Raw genomic sequence first — 16946 nt, 5'->3', positions numbered from 1 at the left:
CCGTTGGCTGATCGGAGCCATTGCGATCCGATTGTCCCCTCTTAGGCCAACGCGGATCGGACGCCGGCTCGCCTCGGCGGCACCGGCTTGCTAGGGTGGCGTATTTGGCGGCGGCACCTCCGCGGCCGGCGCCGTCGGAGAGACCCCCCATGTTCGTCTCCATTCTACGATCGTTTTTCTTTGTCGTTCTGCTGGCCGGCCAGGTCTCGGCCGAGACCCTCGTTCTTCCCGACAAGCTGATCGACCTGCGCTCCGCCGCGGGCGAGACGCTGCTGCTCGAGACGAAACCGCTCGAAGCCTACCTGCCGATCAGCGTCGCCTTCGAAACGCAGAAGAACCAGGCTTTTTGCGGCGTCGCCAGCATGGTGATGGTGTTGAACGCCATCAAGGCACCCGCCCCGACCAGCCCCGAATACCAGCCCTTCGCGATGTTCACGCAGGAGAACGTGCTGAATGACGCGACCGAGGCCATCCTGCCGCGCGCCGTGCTGCTGCAGCAGGGCATGACGCTCGACCAGCTCGGGCGTTTGCTGGCCCTGCATCCACTCACCGTCGAGGTGCATCACGCCGAACCCGGCGGCCTCGACGCCTTCCGAAAGGCGGCTGGCGACTATCTCGCGGCCCGGGACCATTTTGTCATCGTCAACTATCTTCGACGGGCGATCGGGCAGGAGCGCGGCGGCCACATCTCGCCGCTCGCCGCCTATGACGCCAAGGCCGACCGTTTCCTGATCCTCGACGTCGCCCGCTACAAATACCCGCCCGTCTGGGTCACGACCGCCGACCTCTTCGACGCCATGAACACCACGGATTCCGACAATGACAACAAGACGCGGGGCTATGTGCTGGTGGCTGGGGCGGCCGGCGCGAAGCCGTGATGACAGTGGGTGTGGAGGTGGACGAAGTTGAGGGCGGCTTGCGCAACTCCGCCGGATCGCAGGCTCGAAATCGCGAGATGCGGGTGTGGCGGCGTTCCAGAGGAGGAACCTCCGTCGCCTTCCACCGTATCATCGACGGCCGAACATCGTGTGCGTCTCCACCCCGTCCATCAGCCGAGCGATAACTGTTTCAAGGCTTTGGCCATGTATTCGATGAAGACACGGACCCGATGGGGGATCGGACCACCACCGACGTAGAGGGCGCTGATCAGTTCGAGATCACCCGGATTGTAAGCCTCGAGGAGCGGAGTGAGCCGTCCTGCGGAGATGTCGGCGGCGACGTGAAACGAGCCAAGCCGTGCGATACCGACGCCGGCGAGCGTCATCTGTCTCATGGTTTCGCCATTGTTGACGATGAGGTTGCCTCGGACGGGCTGTTCGATATTTCGACCATCCTGCCGGAACGGCCAGGTCGGCCATCCCCGTCGAAAGTTGAACGTGAGGCAATCGTGGCCGGCGAGGTCTTCGGGTAACTGGGGAATGCCGCGGCGTTCCAGGTAGGCCGGCGCCGCACAGATGACGCGCGGACTTTCCCCGAGCTTGCGGGCGATGAGCCCGCTGTCCGCCAAAGTTCCCATGCGGATCGCGACATCCGCACGTTGTGCCAGCAAATCAACGATGTCGTCGGTCAGGCTCAGATCGACGGTCAGATGCGGATTGTTTTCGAGGAAGCCCCGCAGGGCCGGCGCCACGAACATCGAACCGAAGGGGATCGAGGCGTTGATGCGGAGCCGCCCACGGAGCGCCCCGCCGGATGCCGCCTGGTCGGCATCGTTGAGATCCTGAATGATGCGCGTTGCGGCATGGTGGAAGGCTTCGCCTTCCTCGGTCAACGTCAGCGCTCTGGTGGTGCGGACCAGGAGGCGCGCGCCGAGCCTCGCTTCGAGGCGGGCGATCAGCTTGCTCACGGCCGAGGGCGTGAGATCGAGACTGCGGGCCGCAGCCGAGAAGCCGCCTTCCTGGACGACACGGGCGAACACCTCCATTTCGCCAGACCGGTCCATGGCTATGCGCGGCATTGGTGAAATCCAGTCACAAGTCCTTTGCGCCTTATGGGAATAGCGACGGTGGGGACCAAGGGACAAATGTTTTGCAGACACATTTGCCCGGGATCTCATCATGGACCTGCAACTCGCCGACAAGACGGCTCTCGTCACTGGCGCCACAGCCGGCATCGGGCTCGAAATTGCGCGCACGCTCGCTGCGGAGGGCGCGCGGGTCGTCATCACGGGCCGAAGCCAAGCGAAGCTGGACGCCGCCATCGCGGACATTGGCTCCACGACCAACACCAGGGTGACCGGCATCATGGTGGATGTCGCGGCGAGCGATGGTGCCGCGACGCTCGCGGCCGCCGTCGACCGGGTCGACATCCTGGTCAACAACCTCGGCATCTACGAAAGCAAGGCTTTCGCTGACATCGCCGATGCCGATTGGACCCGCCTGTTCGAGGTGAACGTGATGAGCGGGGTTCGGCTGTCGCGCACCTACATGCCCGGGATGCTGGAGCGCAACTGGGGACGGATCATATTCATCTCCAGCGAATCCGGCATCGCGATCCCGGCGGACATGATCCACTACGCCACCTCCAAAACGGCGCAGCTTTCGATCTCGCGCGGGCTCGCGCAGTTGACGCGCGGTACCAACGTGACCGTCAACGCCGTGATGCCCGGGCCGACCCGTTCCGAGGGGATCGAGGCTTTCCTGCGAAGCCAAGCCAAGGATCCGTCCGCCCCGATCCAAGAGATCGAAGCGGAGTTCTTCGCGACGGCCCGCTCGGCCTCGATCCTCCAACGAATGATCGACGCCAAGGAGGTCGCAAACCTCGTGGCTTACCTTGCGAGCCCACGCTCATCGGCGACCAACGGAGCCGCGCTGCGCGCCGAGGGCGGCCTCATCAATACGATTGCCTGAAGAGACCACTGGTTTCTGCTGAAAAGCAGTCCTCCGCAGAGCGCGGCCCTGGCGATCACGCAAGCCGCAGTCGGAATGTGGATCGCGGTACATGAAAAGCGGCCACGTTTGTCGCAAGCGAATTGTGTTTTGTCGCCAACCGCGACATCGACGTGGCCGGCCAGGTCGAACAATCATCGGGCCTTGCGTGAGACAGAGCCTTTCAAGAGGCTCGGGGAACGGTTAGCGAGGCATTCGTGGCTGCGGCTTCATCGGCCCTGGCTTTCACAGGAGAGACGGCCAGCAACGCGGCCATCGCAAGGGCCGCCGGCCCCGGTCGCGCCTGTCTGGTCATTCGGCGATCGACGGCACCAAGCTGCGCACTCCTCCCTCCGCCGCCCTGTCCCGCAGTTTTCTTGAAGGTCAGGAGGTCGGCGTTGAGCTGATCGGCGTTCGTGTCCGGCTACTCGTAGGGGAAGCCGGGGGTGAACTGAGTGGTCGCATTGCGGAGAAGCTTGCCGCCTGCACCCGGATGACCTTGACTTCGTCCGATGGTGAGGCTGCCATTCTTCTCTCCTGATCATCCTGGAACCAGTTGATCGCTCAAGCTGTCGGGTCGTGGTTCGTTCCTGGTGAGTGGTGCGGCAACGCTCCTTGCCGCAGTCTTCCTTCGCGGCTCAGCGCGGCAGCAGGTTTGTTTTGGCGAGGTCGATCACTTGATCGCCGCGGCCGCTCATGACGGCCCGGAGCAACCACAGGCTGAAGCCCTTCACCTGTTCAAGGCCGATCGTCGGCGGCATGGAGAGTTCGTTTGTGGCCGTCACCACGTCGAGCAGCGCCGGGCCGTCGTGATCGAGGATGCTCTGGACCGCACCGGGAAGTTCGCCCGGGTCCTCGACGCGGAGCGCGTGGATGCCCATGGCCCGTGCCATGGCGGCGAAATCCGGATTCTGGAGGTCGACACCCGTCTCGACGTAGCCCGACGCCTTCATCTCCAGCGCCACGAAGCCCAGCACGCTGTTGTTGAAGATCACGACCTTCAGGGGGAGCTTGGCCTGGGTCAGGGTGATGAGATCACCCATCAGCATCGTGAAACCACCATCGCCCGCCAGCGCGATCACTTGTCGTCCGGGCTGGGCCGCCTGAATGCCGATTCCCTGCGGCATGGCATTGGCCATGGAGCCATGCACCAGCGAGCCAACCAGCCGGCGCTTGCCGTTCATCTTGAGGTAGCGCGCTGCCCAGATCGTCGGCGTGCCAACGTCGAAGGTGAAAACGGCATCGTCGCTGGCCGCATCGCTGACCACCTTTGCGAGATATTGCGGATGGACCGGTTTGTGGCCGGGCGTACCTTTGGCGAGATCGTCCAGTCCCTCGCGGGATTTCTTGTATCGCGCGAGCGCGTCATCGAGGTGCAACCGGTCCGTCTTGACCTGCAGACGCGGCAACAGTGCCGAGATCGTGGCCCCGATGTCGCCGACGAGACCGAGGTCCAGCTTGGCGCGGCGGCCGAGATTTTCTGGGCGAATGTCGACTTGCGCAATCCGGGCGTCGGTCGGCAGGAACTGCTTGTAGGGGAAATCTGTGCCGAGCATCAGCAGCACCTCGCAGCTGTGCATGGCGGCATAGCCGGAGGAAAACCCGATGAAGCCGGTGAGCCCGACGTCATAGGGATTGTCGTATTCGACATGGTCCTTGCCGCCGAGGGCATGGACGATCGGGCTCTTCAGGGCCTCGGCGAGTCGCATCAGCGGCGCATGTGCCCCCGCGCAACCACGCCCGCAGAACAGGGTGACGCGCTCGGCGCCGTTGAGCAGGTCGGCGAGAGCGTCGAGTTCGGCCGGCTGCGGTTGAACGATCGGCGCCGCGGGAATGAGGCTGCGCTTCGGCGCGATGGCTTTGTTCGGCGCAGGCTTCAGCGCGACATCGCCGGGGATCACCACCACGGCGACGCCGCGCAGACCGACCGCCGCGCGAATGGCGTTCTCCAACACGAAGGGCAGCTGGTGCGGATCGGACACGAGTTCGCAATAGTGGCTACACTCACGGAACAGGCTCTGCGGATGGGTTTCCTGAAAATAGCCGCCGCCGATCTCGGCCGAGGGGATCTGGGCCGCGATCGCCAACACCGGCGTGCGGCTGCGGTGGGCATCGAACAGACCGTTGATGAGATGCAGGTTACCCGGGCCGCACGAGCCGGCGCAGACCGCCAGTTCGCCCGTGATCTGCGCCTCGCCGGACGCCGCGAAAGCCGCCACCTCCTCGTGACGGACATGCACCCAGTCGATGGTGCCACGCTTCCGCAGCGACTCAGTCAGGCCGTTCAGACTGTCGCCCACGACCCCGAAGATGCGCTTGACGCCAGCTTCCTGCAGTGTCTCGACGATGAGATCGGCGATATTATCGATCGACATGGGCTTCTCCGAAGTTGAAGGGGATAGACCGGCCTAGGCGGTTCTTGGCACGAACGGGCCTGCGTCGGATTATGGGTAGGGCTCCGACGGGTGAACAGAGTGTCACCCGAGCCGGTCTCATGCCAAAAGATGCAGGAACCGTGGATCGCGGGAACCACCACCGAGGGCACACAGGACGCGACGCTTTTGACGGAGCGTTGGGCTGGGGGTCGTCACGCTGGGGATATCGGCCTTTCTCGGCCACCTCTCACCGGCAACGTGACGGGATTTCCGAACCGGACTCTTCCTTCACCCTCTACCCACCAGCCGAAACCGGACAGGATAATGAGATGCACCATTGGCTGCCGGCAATGATATTCATTGGAGTCATGAGCATCGCCGGTGTCGCCCTCGCAGATGATACACGCTGTGCCTCCAACGTCGATCTGGTCCAACTCAAGCGTGGCATTATCGGAAATGAGAAAATCGCGGTGGCCGTGGCGCTGACTTACCTCACGCCGATCTATGGAGAGGACATGATCAGCCGCGAGATGCCTTTGCGAGCAAGCCTTTCGGGCGGTATCTGGACAGTGAACGGCACCTTGCCTACCGCTTTAGTCGGTGGGACGGCCCAAATACTCCTCTGTCAACGGAATGGGGCGGTGCTGAGCATCATTCACTCCAAATAAACGAACGACGGCTTGACCGCTGCGTCCATCCACGGTCGCTTGGCGCGTCTAGACGACAAAGCACCGCTGATGTGAACTGGATCGGCGGTGGCGGGCAACTGAACCAATGTCAGCCAAGGACCATAGGAGACATCCGAGAGGAGGTCTGCGCCGTTGGCGAGCCTCTCATCAGCGCCTGCGGTAGCCGCCGCCACTTTCTGAGAACGACGACTCCGCGACCGAAACGCTATTCCGCGGCTGCCGCCTCTTTGACCGGCTCCTGCAGAGCAGCCTCGATGGCCTGATCAACGCGGTCCAGCCAGACGAATTCCAGCTTGTCGCGCGCATCCTCGGGAATCTCATCGAAATCACGCCGGTTGCGGGCCGGCAACATGACCCGCGTAATCCCGGCCGCCGCCGCGCCGACGACCTTCTCCTTGATGCCGCCGACGGGCAACACGAGTCCGCGCAAGGTGATCTCACCCGTCATCGCCGTGTCCGGACGCACCGAGCGGCCTGTGGCGAGCGAGGCGAGAGCCGTGAACATTGCGACGCCTGCACTCGGGCCGTCCTTGGGGGTGGCGCCTGCCGGCACATGGACATGGATGTCGTTGCGCTCAAACCAATTCGCCTCGATGCCGAGCGAGGCGGCCCGGTTCTTGAGAAGGCTCAGCGCCGCGTGCACGCTCTCCCGCATCACATCGCCGAGTTGACCGGTCACCATCAGGCCGCCCTTGCCGGGGTTGCGGGTCGCCTCGATGAAGAGGATTTCGCCGCCCACCGGCGTCCACGCGAGCCCGGTCGCGACGCCTGGCACGCTCGTGCGGACCGCGACCTCGTTCTCGAAGACCGGGCCACCCAAGATCGAGGTCAGATCGTCCGACGTGAGTACCACCCGGCCGACCGACCCTTCGGCTATACGCACCGCGGCATTGCGCAGCATCCGGCCGATCTCGCGCTCCAGGCTGCGCACCCCGGCTTCGCGTGTATAACCGGCGATGATTCCCCGAAGGACGGCGTCCTCGATCGTCACCTGATCGGCCGCGAGCCCGTTCGCCTCGATCTGTCGCGGGACGAGGTAACGCCTGGCGATCTGGAACTTCTCCTCGAGCGTGTAGCCGGGGAGTGAAATCACCTCCATGCGGTCGCGCAAAGGACCCGGAATCGTGTCGAGCATGTTGGCGGTCGAGATGAAGAGGACGCGCGACAGGTCGAAGGGCACGCCGAGGTAATTGTCCCGGAACGTGCTGTTCTGTTCCGGGTCGAGCACCTCCAGCATCGCGGCCGAGGGATCGCCCTGCACGCCACGGCCCATCTTGTCGATTTCGTCCAGCATCATGACGCAGTTGCGCGCGCCCGCCTTGCGCAGACCCTGGATGATGTTGCCCGGCAGGGCCCCGATATAGGTCGAACGATGCCCGCGGATCTCGGCCTCGTCGTGCACGCCACCAAGGCTTACCCGAACGAAAGGCCGACCGAGTGCCCGGGCAATGGACTGCCCGAGCGAGGTCTTTCCCACACCGGGCGGCCCGACAAAGCACAGGATCGGCGCCTTCCCGTTCGGGGCGAGCTTGCGCACCGCAAGGTATTCCACGATGCGTTGCTTGATCTTCGTGAGTCCGAAATGCTCGGCATCCAAAATCTGTCGCGCAGCGGTGATGTCGATCGGCTTCGACTCGGGCAGGCGCCAGGGAAGGTCGACCAGCCAGTCGAGATGGTTGCGCAACATGCCGGTCTCCGGCGACGCCTCGGGGCTGCGCTCGTAGCGGCGGAGTTCCTTGCGCGCGACCGCTTCCGTATCGGCCGGCATCCCGGCCGCATCGATCTTGGCCGCAAGCTCCGCGACCTCGGCCGCCTTGCCTTGATTTTCGCCTTCGCCGAGTTGTCGTTGAATCGCGGCCATCTGCTCGCGCAACACGGCCTCGCGCTGGCGTTCGTCGAATGTCTGCTTGGTCTGACGGCCGATCTCGTTGGTGATGCGTAACACCTCGATGCGATGAGCCAGGAGGGCCGTCACCTTTTCCATGCGGCTCATCTGGTTGGCAGTCTCGAGCAGTTCCTGTTTCTGGTCGGGCGTGATGTCCAGATAGGCGGCGACGAGATCCGGCAGCACACTCGGGGATTGTGTGCTCTGGACGGCCTGGACGAGGTCGGCGGGCACCTGGGGCAGCAACTGCAGGGTCTCGATCGCCAGCCGCTGCAGGTTCAGTCGCGTCGCCTCGATGGCCGGTCCCGTCTGGTCGACCTCCTCGATCCGCAGCACCTTGGCGGCCAAGAAGGGGCGCTCGCGAAGATAGTCGGCGACTTGGAAGCGCTGCACTCCTTGCAGCACCACATGCTGGGTTCCATCCGGCGCACTGAGGTAGCGCAGCACGTTGCACAGCGTCCCGATACGGTGGAGGTCGATCGCCGCCGGCTCCTCGTCCTCGGCGTTGCGCTGCATCAGGAGGCCGATGGGTTTTTCGGCCCGCACGGCGGCCTGCGCGGCCGCCACGGACCGCTCTCGCCCAAGCGATACGGGAAACACCGTACCTGGAAAGATCACCGTGTTGCGGATCGGCACGATGATCAGCGCATCCTCGGGAAGGCTGTTGAGAGGAAGCTCGGACGAGCTCGAACCTGCGCCGTCGGGCGCGCGCAGCAGGGAGAGAGAGCGCATCATCGGGCGGCCTTGTGCAGGCTGATCACCAGGCAGCCGTCCCGGGCCGCACTCTCGACCGTGTCGTAGCGGCCGGGCGGCACAGGGATGCGACGCTCGAAGCGGCCCTGCGGCAGCTCCAGGCGGTGAATCACAGCAGTCAGCAACTCGCGGGGCAGCACCCTGCGTCCAGAGACGACGAGGCACCCTTCTTCGAGAACGGCCTCGACTTGATCGGGTGCGACACCAGGAAGAGCGATCAGGATGAGGACCTGGCTGTCGGTCTCGATCACGTCGACTGGCGGCTCCCACGCGGGTCGCCGCGCCGTAGTCCGTGGCCGGAAGAACTGGTCGTGCAGGCGGTCGGCCCGCGCCAACACCGCGATGGCCTCCGACCACATCCAATCCTGAGGAACCTGCGCCATGCTAACCTCAAGTCTCATTGTGAACAGTCATGCTCGCCTGCGGCAGCGAGGTCGGCTCAACGTCTTCATCGAGCGGGAGCCCTTTTCTTCAATATCGTGATGGTGAAACGGGAAGGTCAAGTCTCGGCTTCGCACACGATCGTGAGGCCGACGATGTTCAACGCCATGAGGAGAGCCAATTGCGAGGGAAATTGCTTGCCTCGTTCGTCCTGGGCGACAAGATGGATCGTCGCGGTCATTCCTGCCGCGAGATGGAGCCCGTCCGGCCGCTCATCCATGGCAATACGGACGGGGATGCAGCGGGCAAGCAGAACCCAAGTGAAGATGGGCTTGACGGCCGCCCAGTGTCGCCGGTTCTTTAGAAAGGCGGTACCCATGACCAAGACGTGCTCCCATCTCGACCAGATCCACACCGTGCGTCCGAGCGCGCGCGGCTGCGAGGAATGCCTGCGCATCGGCAGCGCCTGGGTTCACTTGCGGCTTTGCCGCACCTGCGGTCATGTCGGCTGTTGCGACGAGTCTCCGCATCGCCATGCGACCCGCCATTTCCGCGCGACCGCCCACCCCACCATGGAGGGTTACGATCCGCCCGAAGGATGGGGCTGGTGCTACGTGGACGAAGTCTTCATCGACCTCGGGACAGACACGACCCCGCAGGATGGGCCGATCCCCCGCTTCATCTGAACACGGCGGTCGAGGCGACGTGATCCGGAGAGCAGACCATGCCGTAGTCCCTCGTGGGCCGGCGCGTCATCCGCCGGATCGGGCGTCATCGTGACAGGCGGGAAACGGCTCCGTCAAATAGCACGGATAACGGCACTTCTGACGCCGCGACACCGCGCTGTCGATCTCGACGACGTGCAATCGGTGCCCGGGAGAGGTCAGGGCGAGCAGGCTTTCGTCCGGCGCGTAAGCGAAAGCCCGGCCGCCGAAGTCGGGCCCGTTACCGATGATCGGCGGGATTGTCGCCAAATGGGGCCGGATTGCACTCACAATTGATGACCTCGGGCGGCTGCATCGAGGTCAGGTGAGCGGTCACCGATCGATTGCCCCGCGCGTAGTGCCTTTCGTCGCGATGCCGAAGGGCGCCTTCAAAAGCTGCTGCACGTGCAGCAATCGAGACAGCCAGAAGGTGATTCAGATCAGCATCAAGTCTCGTAGCCGATCTTTCGCGTCCAAGCCGCGTGAGCATCGAGATTTCAAATACTTCCGCCACTCGCCCCGGACGGCCTGACTCGTGTCAGCGTCGAGACCGTCGCCATCACCAAGACCACGCGGCTCGCCAGGCGATAGCCGCTTTCGAGAACATCCGAGGCGCAGGCCTCGGCACCTCGTTGCCCCGTCTCATCTTTGCGGAACGGCCGCCGCCTCTACGCCGCCTTCTTCTCCGCGATCTTCACCAGCGCCTCCAAAATCTCCCGCGTCCCCTCCAGCCGTTCCGCCGGCTTGTCGAACTCCCGCAGGAACGCGATGCGCATGTCGGGTCGAACCTTGGCCCTGGGCCCTTCTCCCTGCACCATCTTCACCAGACCAGCCGGGTTCGCGAAGGAATTGTCGCGGAAGCCGATGATGACGCCCTTGGGGCCGGCGTCGACCTTCTCGACGTTGGCGCGGCGGCAGAGCGCCTTGACGCGCACGAGCTTGAGAAGCAGCCGCACCTCGTCGGGCATCTCGCCGAACCGGTCGATCAGTTCGGCCCCGAAACTCTCGATCTCCTCGTCGGTGTCGAGGGTCGAGAGGCGGCGGTAGAGGCTGAGGCGCAGCGTCAGGTCGGGGACGTAGTCTTCCGGCATCGTCACCGGCACCCCAACCGTGATGGAAGGCGACCAGGCCTCCTGGGCGATCTCGGTGCCGCCCGCCTTCAGGGCGTCGATCGCATCGCGCAGCATCTGCTGGTAGAGTTCGAACCCGACCTCCTTGATGTGGCCGCTCTGCTCGTCGCCGAGCAGGTTGCCGGCGCCACGCTGGTCGAGGTCGTGGCTCGCGAGCTCGAAGCCGGCGCCCAACGTGTCGAGCTGTTGCAGCACCTTGAGGCGTTTCTCGGCCTGCGGGGTCGGCGGCTTGTTGGCCGGAATGGTGAAGAGCGCATAGGCGCGCGTCTTCGAGCGGCCGACGCGGCCGCGCAACTGGTAGAGCGCGCCCAGGCCGAACATGTCGGCCCGCCACACCACGAGCGTGTTGGCACGCGGGATGTCGAGGCCGGATTCGACGATGGCGGTCGCGAGCAGCACGTCATATTGCCCCTCGTAGAAGTGCGACATGCGCTCTTCCAGCTCGGTCGCGGCCATCTGGCCATGCGCCATGATGAACTTGCACTCGGGCACCTGTTGGCGCAGGAAGCTCGCCGCCTCCTCCAGATCCTCGATGCGCGGGCAGACGAAGAAGCTCTGGCCACCGCGATAGCGTTCGCGCAGCAAAGCCTCGCGCACCAGCATCTCGTCGAACGGGAAGATGGAGGTCCGCACGGCGAGCCTGTCGACCGGCGGCGTCGCGATGATCGAGAGGTCGCGCACGCCCGTCATGGCGAGTTGCAGGGTGCGGGGGATGGGGGTGGCGGACAGCGTCAGCACATGCACGGCCGCGCGCAACTCCTTCAGGCGCTCCTTGTGGGCGACGCCGAAATGCTGCTCTTCGTCGATGATGACGAGGCCGAGGTCCTTGAAGGTGACGCCCTTGCCCAGCACCGCATGGGTGCCGACCACGATGTCGACCGTGCCATCCGCGATGCCGGCGCGGGCCTGTCTCTGGTCGGCGGCCGTCACCATGCGGGAGATCTGCGCCACATTGATGGGCAGGCCGGCGAAGCGGGTCGCGAAGGTCCTGTAATGCTGGCGGGCCAGCAGCGTGGTGGGCACCACCACGGCCACCTGGGCACCGTTGATGGCCGCCGCGAAGGCGGCGCGCAGCGCCACCTCGGTCTTGCCGAAACCGACGTCGCCGCAGATGAGCCGGTCCATCGGGTGGCCGGATTCGAGGTCCTTCAGCACCGCCTCGATCGAATTCGCCTGATCCTCCGTCTCGTCATACGGGAAGCGGGCGCAGAATTCGTCGTAGGAGCCGAGCGGCGGTACGTATTTCTCGGCCGCCTTGGTGGCGCGCTCGGCCGCAATCGCGATCAGCCCGTGGGCGATCTCGCGGATGCGGTTCTTCATCCGCGCCTTGCGGTTCTGCCAGCCGGCGCCGCCCAAGCGGTCGAGCACGACCTCCATGTCTTCCGAGCCGTAGCGCGACAGGAGTTCCAGGTTTTCGACCGGCAGGTAGAGTTTGGCGTTCTCGGCGTAGTGGATTTCCAGGCAATCGTGCGGCGCCTCGCCGACCTTGATCTGCTGCAACCCGATGAAACGGCCGATGCCGTGATCGACATGCACGACGATGTCGCCGGCCGACAGCGAGCCGACCTCCTGCAAAAAGTCCTGTGCCCGGCGCGCCTTCTTGCGGTTGCGCAAGAGGCGGTCGCCGAGCAGGTCCTGCTCGCCGATCACCACGAGGTCGCCGGCCTCGAAGCCATGCTCCAATGCCATGACGCCCATGGCGACATGCTGCTGCTTGGTGCCGAACGCCTGCGTCAGCGAGGAGACGAGCTCGATCCATTTCAGACCGTGCTCGTTCAACACGCCCTTCAGACGGTCGCGTGAGCCGTCGGTCCAGCCGGCGACCAGCACGCGGCGGCCGTCCTTCTGCAGCGTCTGGATATGCGCGACGGCGGCGTTGAAGACATTGGCGCTCTCATCGGCCCGCTCCGCCGCGAAATCGCGCCCCGGTTTGCCGCCGCAGTCGATCGCGGTCTTGGCCGCGACATCGAAGGGCGTGACCTGCGCGACCGGGATAAGCTCAAGCGTGTCGGCGAAATCCTCCGCCGTCATATAGAGTTTGTCGGGCGCCAGGGGCTTGTAGAGGCTGCCGTCGCCCTTGAAATTCGTGGCGGTCTTGCGGTTCTCGTAATGGTCCTTGATGATCGCGAAGCGCTCGGTCGCGGCGTCGCGCGCCATCGGGTCGAGCAGCACAGGCGCTTCGCCCAGATAATCGAACAGCGTGTCGAGCTCGCCGTGGAACAAGGGCAGCCAATGTTCCATGCCGGGGTGGCGGCGACCTTCGCTGATCGCCTCGTAGAGCTGGTCGCCGCGTGTCTGGGCCCCGAACTCGGCCACATAGGCCTGGCGGAAGCGGCGGATCGTGTCGGTGGTGAGCTGCACCTCGCTCATCGGCACGAGGTCGAGCGCGCGCAGCTGCCCCGTGGTGCGCTGGGTTTCCGGATCGAAGGCGCGGATCGATTCCAGCGTATGGCCGAAGAAGTCGAGCCGCACCGGCGCCACCATGCCGGGTGCGTAGAGGTCGACGATGCCGCCCCGCACCGCATAATCGCCCGTGTCCCGCACCGTGCCGGAGCGTGAAAAGCCATTGGTCTCGAGCCAGGCCGTCAATTCGTCGGTCGAGACCGAATTGCCCGGCACGGCGGAAAAACTGTCCTTGGCGACGGCGCTTTTCGGCGGCACGCGCTGCACCAGCGCCGCGACCGTGGTTGAGAGGATGCGCGGCCGCTCGCGCGAGCTTTTGGATCGGGCGAGCCGCGACAGAACCGTCATGCGCCGCGCCGCGATAGTGGCGGAAGGCGAGACGCGGTCATAGGCCTGGCAATCCCAGGCCGGGAAATCCAGCACCTCGACATCGGGTGCCGCGAACGCGAAGGCCTCGCGGAAGGCCGCGGCACGCTGCGCCTCGCGCGCCACATGCACCAGCACCACCGGCTTGTCCTCGCCTTGCCGGGCCAAAGCGCGGGTGAGGTCGGCCGCCACGAAGGCGTCGAACCCGTCCGGCACATGGGTGAGGGTGAGGTGGTCGCCCTTGCGCAACGCGGCGGTCGCGCGGGCGACATCCGTCAGCGCCGCGCGGGCCGGGGCGGCGACGGCCTGGGGAGGCTTCGCCGCGAGGGTCTTGGTGGCAGGGGCCATGAAACTCGGGTCTTGTGGTTCAGATGTTGGGGTTCAGATGGAAGGCGCAAAGCCGCCGGAACACCGGCGTATCATAATTGGCCGGCGTTTCCGCCATGCCGGAGACCCAATCGAAGACGTCCCGATCATTGGCTTCCATGAGGGCTTCGAGATCGTCGACCTCGCGCTCCGACAGCGCATTGATGCTGGCCTCGGTGAACCGCCCCATCACCAGATCCATCTCCCGCGTCCCGCGATGCCACGCCCGAAACACCAAGCGCCGGCGCCGGGCATCGGGGCCCGGGGGGGTGTCTGCGGCGGTCTGGGTCATGCGGGTGCGCTCGGGTGGTGGTGTCCGAGAGATATATAGAGGGGATGGGGGTGGGGTGCCAGCGGCGGTGGAGGTGGATAGCGGGATGGCGACATTTGTCTACAGCAACCATGCGCTGGACATGCTGGTTGAGCGCAGCCTCGAGCGGGCATGGGTCGAGCGGACGGTGCTGGCGCCCGCGGCAATAGAACTCGATCCAAAACACACAGATCGAACACGGGCCTATCGTGCGGTTCCGGAACGGGACGGACGCGTGTTGCGCGTGGTATATAGTCGGTACGATGACCATATTCGGATCATCACCTTGTTCTTGGACCGTGGCCGGAGGCATCAGCGATGAGGACGAAATACGATCCTGAAGTGGATGCACTGTACGTGCGGTTTGCCGATGCGCCGGTTGTGGAGACCGAGGAGGTGCGGCCGGGGGTGATGTTCGACTTCGATGCGGAAGGACGTATCGTGGCCATTGAGGTGCTGGATGCGTCAGAGCACTTGGCCATAGGCCGTCCCGATTTGGCACAGCTGACCGCAGCTTGATCAGATGATCTGAGATTGGAGTATGCAGGGTCTCCTCATTGCTAGCCTATCGCTTATCGGTGTGTTGATTGGCGCAACACTGCAATATGCTTACGGGCAGCGCCTGGAAGCCAAAAAATTGCTGAGCAACCAGAAGGCTCTTGCTTATACCGATTATTTCAAGGCGGCGGCAGGCCTCAGTCAGGGTCGAACAGCAGATCTGTTGGCTCTTACCGCTGATGCGAAAACGAGGATCTGCTTATTCGGAACCCCCGATGTCGTAAGAGCGCTTAAGGATTTAGAAGAAGTCGGAGCCATCCTCTCTGAACCAAAGGGTCAAATAGCCATGGCGGCTATCATGAACGCGATGAGAGCCGACTTACTTGGTACCCGATCTGTTCCTGGAACGAGCGATTTGAGTGCTGTCCTTTTCGGGATGCAATAATCGAATTGCCCAATTTGACGGTTGCCGCACCTTTCCAAAGTGCACCGCCTCGATCCAGGTCAACAGAAAGCACAATTATCGTTGGCGTCGCATCAACGGCATCATCGAGCCGACATGGCATGACAACAATTGCGCCGATGCCGACCGGGCCCCAGAGCGGATGGGCAACGACGCGGTGGTCTACGAGGCGCGGGAGGGCATCGACCTCGCCGACGCGATCACCTGGGCCAATGGCTTTGCCTGTCTCGTGACGCTTTACCTTTATGACGAGGGTCAGGGTACGACCTGACCGCAGTTCCTCCGTGCCACTGAACCGTCCTCATTCCGGACGCAGCGCAGCGGAGATCCGGAACCGGGGAGCTTCGGCGTTGGACGCTGGAGCACACCGGTTCCGGGTTCGGCTGCGCCGCCCCGGAATGAGGCACTTGCTTGCGTTCGGAACCTTGGCGAAACTCGGGCGTCGCCTTGGGACACTCGCATGCCGTGCCACGTCTGTTTGCTGTCGAGCCGGCCCTACGGGACGTTGTACCTTGGCGTCACACGGGATCTCGGGCGTCGCATCGTCGAGCACAAGAGCGGCGTCACGCCGGGATTCTCGGCGCGCTATGGTGTGCATCGGCTTGTCTGGATGGAGGATCATGAGCGCATCGTCGATGCTATCGCCCGGGAAAAGCAGCTGAAGAAGTGGCGTCGTGATTGGAAGATCGCTCTGATAGAGGCGGTGAATCCAGGCTGGGCCGACCTGTTTCACACGCTCAACAACTGAACCATCCTCATTCCGGACGCAGCGCAGCGGAGATCCGGAACCGGGGTGCCTCGGCGGCGATCACTTGAGCACACCGCTTCGGGTTCGCCTTCGGCGCCCCGGAATGAGAGCCGGTACCGTGCGAAAGTCTCCTTCATGCATCGCGTTCGCCGTGATGCCTCGGGGCTGGCCGAGCCACCACCCCGACCTCCACCCGTCCGTCGCTGAAGCCCGTCACGATCTCCAGTCCGTTCGCATGCAGCAGCGCATGAACCTCGGCGACGTGATGGGCGACGAGTCCAGGGTAGAGCGGCACGGGAGGTCGGGTGCCGGGCCGGGTGCGGCTTTGCATTTCGGCCGACTGGGCGTCCGTCACGAAGAACCGCGCCGCAAGGCGGCCTTCGGGGGCCAGGGCCGCCGTGACGAAGCCGAAGAAGCGATCGAGGTCGTCGAGCGTGAGGAAATTGAGGACGCGGCTGGCGTGGATGAGGTCGAACGGGGTCGCGAATTGAGCGGCGGACAGCGTGCGGAGATCGGCCTGGAGAAACGTGACGCCCGCCGGGAGGGCGCCGCCTGCGGGATCGACGATGTCGAAGGCCGTGACCCCATGACCCGCGCCGGCAAAGCGCGCGGCCGTCACGCCGCTCGCACAGCCGACGTCGAGGATGGCAGCACAGCCCTGGCGCGTGGCGAGCCAGCCGTCGATATGGGCATCAAGCGTGTCGTAGCGCCACCGCGACCATTCATGGCCGAAATATTCGCCGTTCGGCCCGCAAATCGGCGGATGCGCGGCAATGCCGTCCCGCTTGAACCGCTCCTCGTCGAAGCCTTTCAAGTCCTGCAGAGGTCTCACGTCGAACATGGCGTGCGCCTGTCTGGCGAGAAGGTCCGTGAAATCCTGCGGCACATGGCTGCGGCGCTCTCCCTTCTTGCCGGACGGGCGTGATAGGGGATGCGGCATGAACCCCACGCCCTGAACCTCCCGCCCCGGCGCGCGTTGGCCATCGCCCTTACCGCGAAGGAACACCC

17 protein-coding genes are annotated in these 16946 nt (G+C 64.5%); 9 read left to right on the top strand and 8 right to left on the bottom strand.

Annotated features, from left to right (window positions below; genetic code table 11):
- Positions 1 to 149 precede the first annotated feature (149 nt).
- On the top strand, positions 150 to 878 hold the full coding sequence (locus M8523_RS20095; protein WP_282586683.1) for a phytochelatin synthase family protein: 729 nt from the start codon (positions 150 to 152) through the stop codon (positions 876 to 878).
- Between the two features lie 170 nt (positions 879 to 1048).
- On the opposite strand, the gene M8523_RS20090 is transcribed toward M8523_RS20095, so the two are convergent.
- Complete coding sequence (locus M8523_RS20090) at positions 1049 to 1957, bottom strand: LysR family transcriptional regulator (RefSeq protein ID WP_282586682.1); 909 nt, start codon at positions 1955 to 1957, stop codon at positions 1049 to 1051.
- Between the two features lie 100 nt (positions 1958 to 2057).
- Here M8523_RS20090 and M8523_RS20085 point away from each other — a divergent pair, with 100 nt between their 5' ends.
- Positions 2058 to 2849 carry an SDR family NAD(P)-dependent oxidoreductase gene (locus M8523_RS20085; RefSeq protein WP_282586681.1) on the top strand — a complete coding sequence of 264 codons (792 nt, stop codon included), beginning with the start codon at positions 2058 to 2060 and terminating at the stop codon, positions 2847 to 2849.
- 656 nt (positions 2850 to 3505) lie between these two features.
- On the opposite strand, the gene poxB is transcribed toward M8523_RS20085, so the two are convergent.
- Entirely contained in the window at positions 3506 to 5242 is a 1737-nt protein-coding gene (gene poxB, locus M8523_RS20080) for a ubiquinone-dependent pyruvate dehydrogenase (protein WP_282586680.1), read from the bottom strand.
- 329 nt (positions 5243 to 5571) lie between these two features.
- Between poxB and M8523_RS20075 the strand changes: the two genes are divergently transcribed.
- On the top strand, positions 5572 to 5910 hold the full coding sequence (locus M8523_RS20075) for an NTF2 fold immunity protein (protein WP_282586679.1): 339 nt from the start codon (positions 5572 to 5574) through the stop codon (positions 5908 to 5910).
- Positions 5911 to 6136: 226 nt separating this feature from the next.
- Here M8523_RS20075 and lon read toward each other — a convergent pair whose 3' ends face one another.
- The 3 genes from lon to M8523_RS20060 all read right to left on the bottom strand — a co-directional run bounded on the left by lon (position 6137) and on the right by M8523_RS20060 (position 9329).
- The gene (gene lon, locus M8523_RS20070; protein ID WP_428350945.1) at positions 6137 to 8548 is read right to left on the bottom strand and encodes an endopeptidase La; all 2412 of its coding nucleotides are present in this window, start codon (positions 8546 to 8548) and stop codon (positions 6137 to 6139) included.
- Complete coding sequence (locus M8523_RS20065) at positions 8548 to 8952, bottom strand: Hsp20/alpha crystallin family protein (RefSeq protein ID WP_282586677.1); 405 nt, start codon at positions 8950 to 8952, stop codon at positions 8548 to 8550. The genes lon and M8523_RS20065 overlap by 1 nt, the downstream gene beginning before the upstream one ends.
- Positions 8953 to 9068: 116 nt before the next feature.
- Positions 9069 to 9329, bottom strand: coding sequence for a hypothetical protein (locus M8523_RS20060; protein WP_510182673.1), 261 nt, complete (start codon positions 9327 to 9329; stop codon positions 9069 to 9071).
- Here M8523_RS20060 and M8523_RS20055 point away from each other — a divergent pair.
- Complete coding sequence (locus tag M8523_RS20055; RefSeq protein ID WP_282586675.1) at positions 9328 to 9636, top strand: UBP-type zinc finger domain-containing protein; 309 nt, start codon at positions 9328 to 9330, stop codon at positions 9634 to 9636. The two genes, M8523_RS20060 and M8523_RS20055, sit on opposite strands and share 2 nt — an antisense overlap.
- A 686-nt stretch (positions 9637 to 10322) precedes the next feature.
- On the opposite strand, the gene mfd is transcribed toward M8523_RS20055, so the two are convergent.
- Together mfd and M8523_RS20045 are read right to left on the bottom strand one after the other, a co-directional pair.
- Positions 10323 to 13901, bottom strand: coding sequence for a transcription-repair coupling factor (gene mfd, locus M8523_RS20050; RefSeq protein WP_282586674.1), 3579 nt, complete (start codon positions 13899 to 13901; stop codon positions 10323 to 10325).
- A 19-nt stretch (positions 13902 to 13920) separates the two neighbouring features.
- Complete coding sequence (locus tag M8523_RS20045; protein WP_282586673.1) at positions 13921 to 14211, bottom strand: FAD assembly factor SdhE; 291 nt, start codon at positions 14209 to 14211, stop codon at positions 13921 to 13923.
- Here M8523_RS20045 and M8523_RS20040 point away from each other — a divergent pair.
- The 5 genes from M8523_RS20040 to M8523_RS20020 all read left to right on the top strand — a co-directional run bounded on the left by M8523_RS20040 (position 14210) and on the right by M8523_RS20020 (position 15938).
- Positions 14210 to 14551, top strand: coding sequence for a DUF4258 domain-containing protein (locus tag M8523_RS20040; protein ID WP_345894271.1), 342 nt, complete (start codon positions 14210 to 14212; stop codon positions 14549 to 14551). The genes M8523_RS20045 and M8523_RS20040 overlap by 2 nt on opposite strands.
- Positions 14548 to 14748, top strand: coding sequence for a DUF2283 domain-containing protein (locus tag M8523_RS20035; RefSeq protein ID WP_282586671.1), 201 nt, complete (start codon positions 14548 to 14550; stop codon positions 14746 to 14748). Before M8523_RS20040 ends, M8523_RS20035 begins: the two co-directional genes overlap by 4 nt.
- Before the next feature lie 22 nt (positions 14749 to 14770).
- Entirely contained in the window at positions 14771 to 15172 is a 402-nt protein-coding gene (locus M8523_RS20030) for a hypothetical protein (RefSeq protein ID WP_282586670.1), read from the top strand.
- Complete coding sequence (locus M8523_RS20025; protein ID WP_282586669.1) at positions 15147 to 15461, top strand: hypothetical protein; 315 nt, start codon at positions 15147 to 15149, stop codon at positions 15459 to 15461. Before M8523_RS20030 ends, M8523_RS20025 begins: the two co-directional genes overlap by 26 nt.
- Before the next feature lie 189 nt (positions 15462 to 15650).
- Positions 15651 to 15938 (top strand): GIY-YIG nuclease family protein, encoded by a 288-nt coding sequence (locus M8523_RS20020; RefSeq protein WP_282586668.1) that lies wholly within the window; start codon positions 15651 to 15653, stop codon positions 15936 to 15938.
- Between the two features lie 133 nt (positions 15939 to 16071).
- Here M8523_RS20020 and M8523_RS20015 read toward each other — a convergent pair whose 3' ends face one another.
- Positions 16072 to 16944 carry a class I SAM-dependent methyltransferase gene (locus M8523_RS20015; protein ID WP_282586667.1) on the bottom strand — a complete coding sequence of 291 codons (873 nt, stop codon included), beginning with the start codon at positions 16942 to 16944 and terminating at the stop codon, positions 16072 to 16074.
- Positions 16945 to 16946: the final 2 nt, after the last annotated feature.

It is taken from the genome of Lichenifustis flavocetrariae (assembly GCF_026130545.1).
Taxonomy (GTDB): Bacteria; Pseudomonadota; Alphaproteobacteria; order Rhizobiales; family Beijerinckiaceae; genus Lichenihabitans; species Lichenihabitans flavocetrariae.
The sequence above is the reverse complement of the archived record's forward strand: the minus strand, read 5'-3'. Positions and strand labels throughout refer to the sequence as shown.

What these genes read in the sequence shown, in the direction of transcription:
- M8523_RS20095 (WP_282586683.1), top strand. Translation starts at nt 150, where the DNA reads ATGTTCGTCTCCATTCTACGATCGTTTTTCTTTGTCGTTCTGCTGGCC.
- M8523_RS20090 (WP_282586682.1), bottom strand. Translation starts at nt 1,957, where the DNA reads ATGCCGCGCATAGCCATGGACCGGTCTGGCGAAATGGAGGTGTTCGCC.
- M8523_RS20085 (WP_282586681.1), top strand. Translation starts at nt 2,058, where the DNA reads ATGGACCTGCAACTCGCCGACAAGACGGCTCTCGTCACTGGCGCCACA.
- poxB (WP_282586680.1), bottom strand. Translation starts at nt 5,242, where the DNA reads ATGTCGATCGATAATATCGCCGATCTCATCGTCGAGACACTGCAGGAA.
- M8523_RS20075 (WP_282586679.1), top strand. Translation starts at nt 5,572, where the DNA reads ATGCACCATTGGCTGCCGGCAATGATATTCATTGGAGTCATGAGCATC.
- lon (WP_428350945.1), bottom strand. Translation starts at nt 8,548, where the DNA reads ATGCGCTCTCTCTCCCTGCTGCGCGCGCCCGACGGCGCAGGTTCGAGC.
- M8523_RS20065 (WP_282586677.1), bottom strand. Translation starts at nt 8,952, where the DNA reads ATGGCGCAGGTTCCTCAGGATTGGATGTGGTCGGAGGCCATCGCGGTG.
- M8523_RS20055 (WP_282586675.1), top strand. Translation starts at nt 9,328, where the DNA reads ATGACCAAGACGTGCTCCCATCTCGACCAGATCCACACCGTGCGTCCG.
- M8523_RS20060 (WP_510182673.1), bottom strand. Translation starts at nt 9,329, where the DNA reads ATGGGTACCGCCTTTCTAAAGAACCGGCGACACTGGGCGGCCGTCAAG.
- mfd (WP_282586674.1), bottom strand. Translation starts at nt 13,901, where the DNA reads ATGGCCCCTGCCACCAAGACCCTCGCGGCGAAGCCTCCCCAGGCCGTC.
- M8523_RS20040 (WP_345894271.1), top strand. Translation starts at nt 14,210, where the DNA reads ATGCGGGTGCGCTCGGGTGGTGGTGTCCGAGAGATATATAGAGGGGAT.
- M8523_RS20045 (WP_282586673.1), bottom strand. Translation starts at nt 14,211, where the DNA reads ATGACCCAGACCGCCGCAGACACCCCCCCGGGCCCCGATGCCCGGCGC.
- M8523_RS20035 (WP_282586671.1), top strand. Translation starts at nt 14,548, where the DNA reads ATGAGGACGAAATACGATCCTGAAGTGGATGCACTGTACGTGCGGTTT.
- M8523_RS20030 (WP_282586670.1), top strand. Translation starts at nt 14,771, where the DNA reads ATGCAGGGTCTCCTCATTGCTAGCCTATCGCTTATCGGTGTGTTGATT.
- M8523_RS20020 (WP_282586668.1), top strand. Translation starts at nt 15,651, where the DNA reads ATGCCGTGCCACGTCTGTTTGCTGTCGAGCCGGCCCTACGGGACGTTG.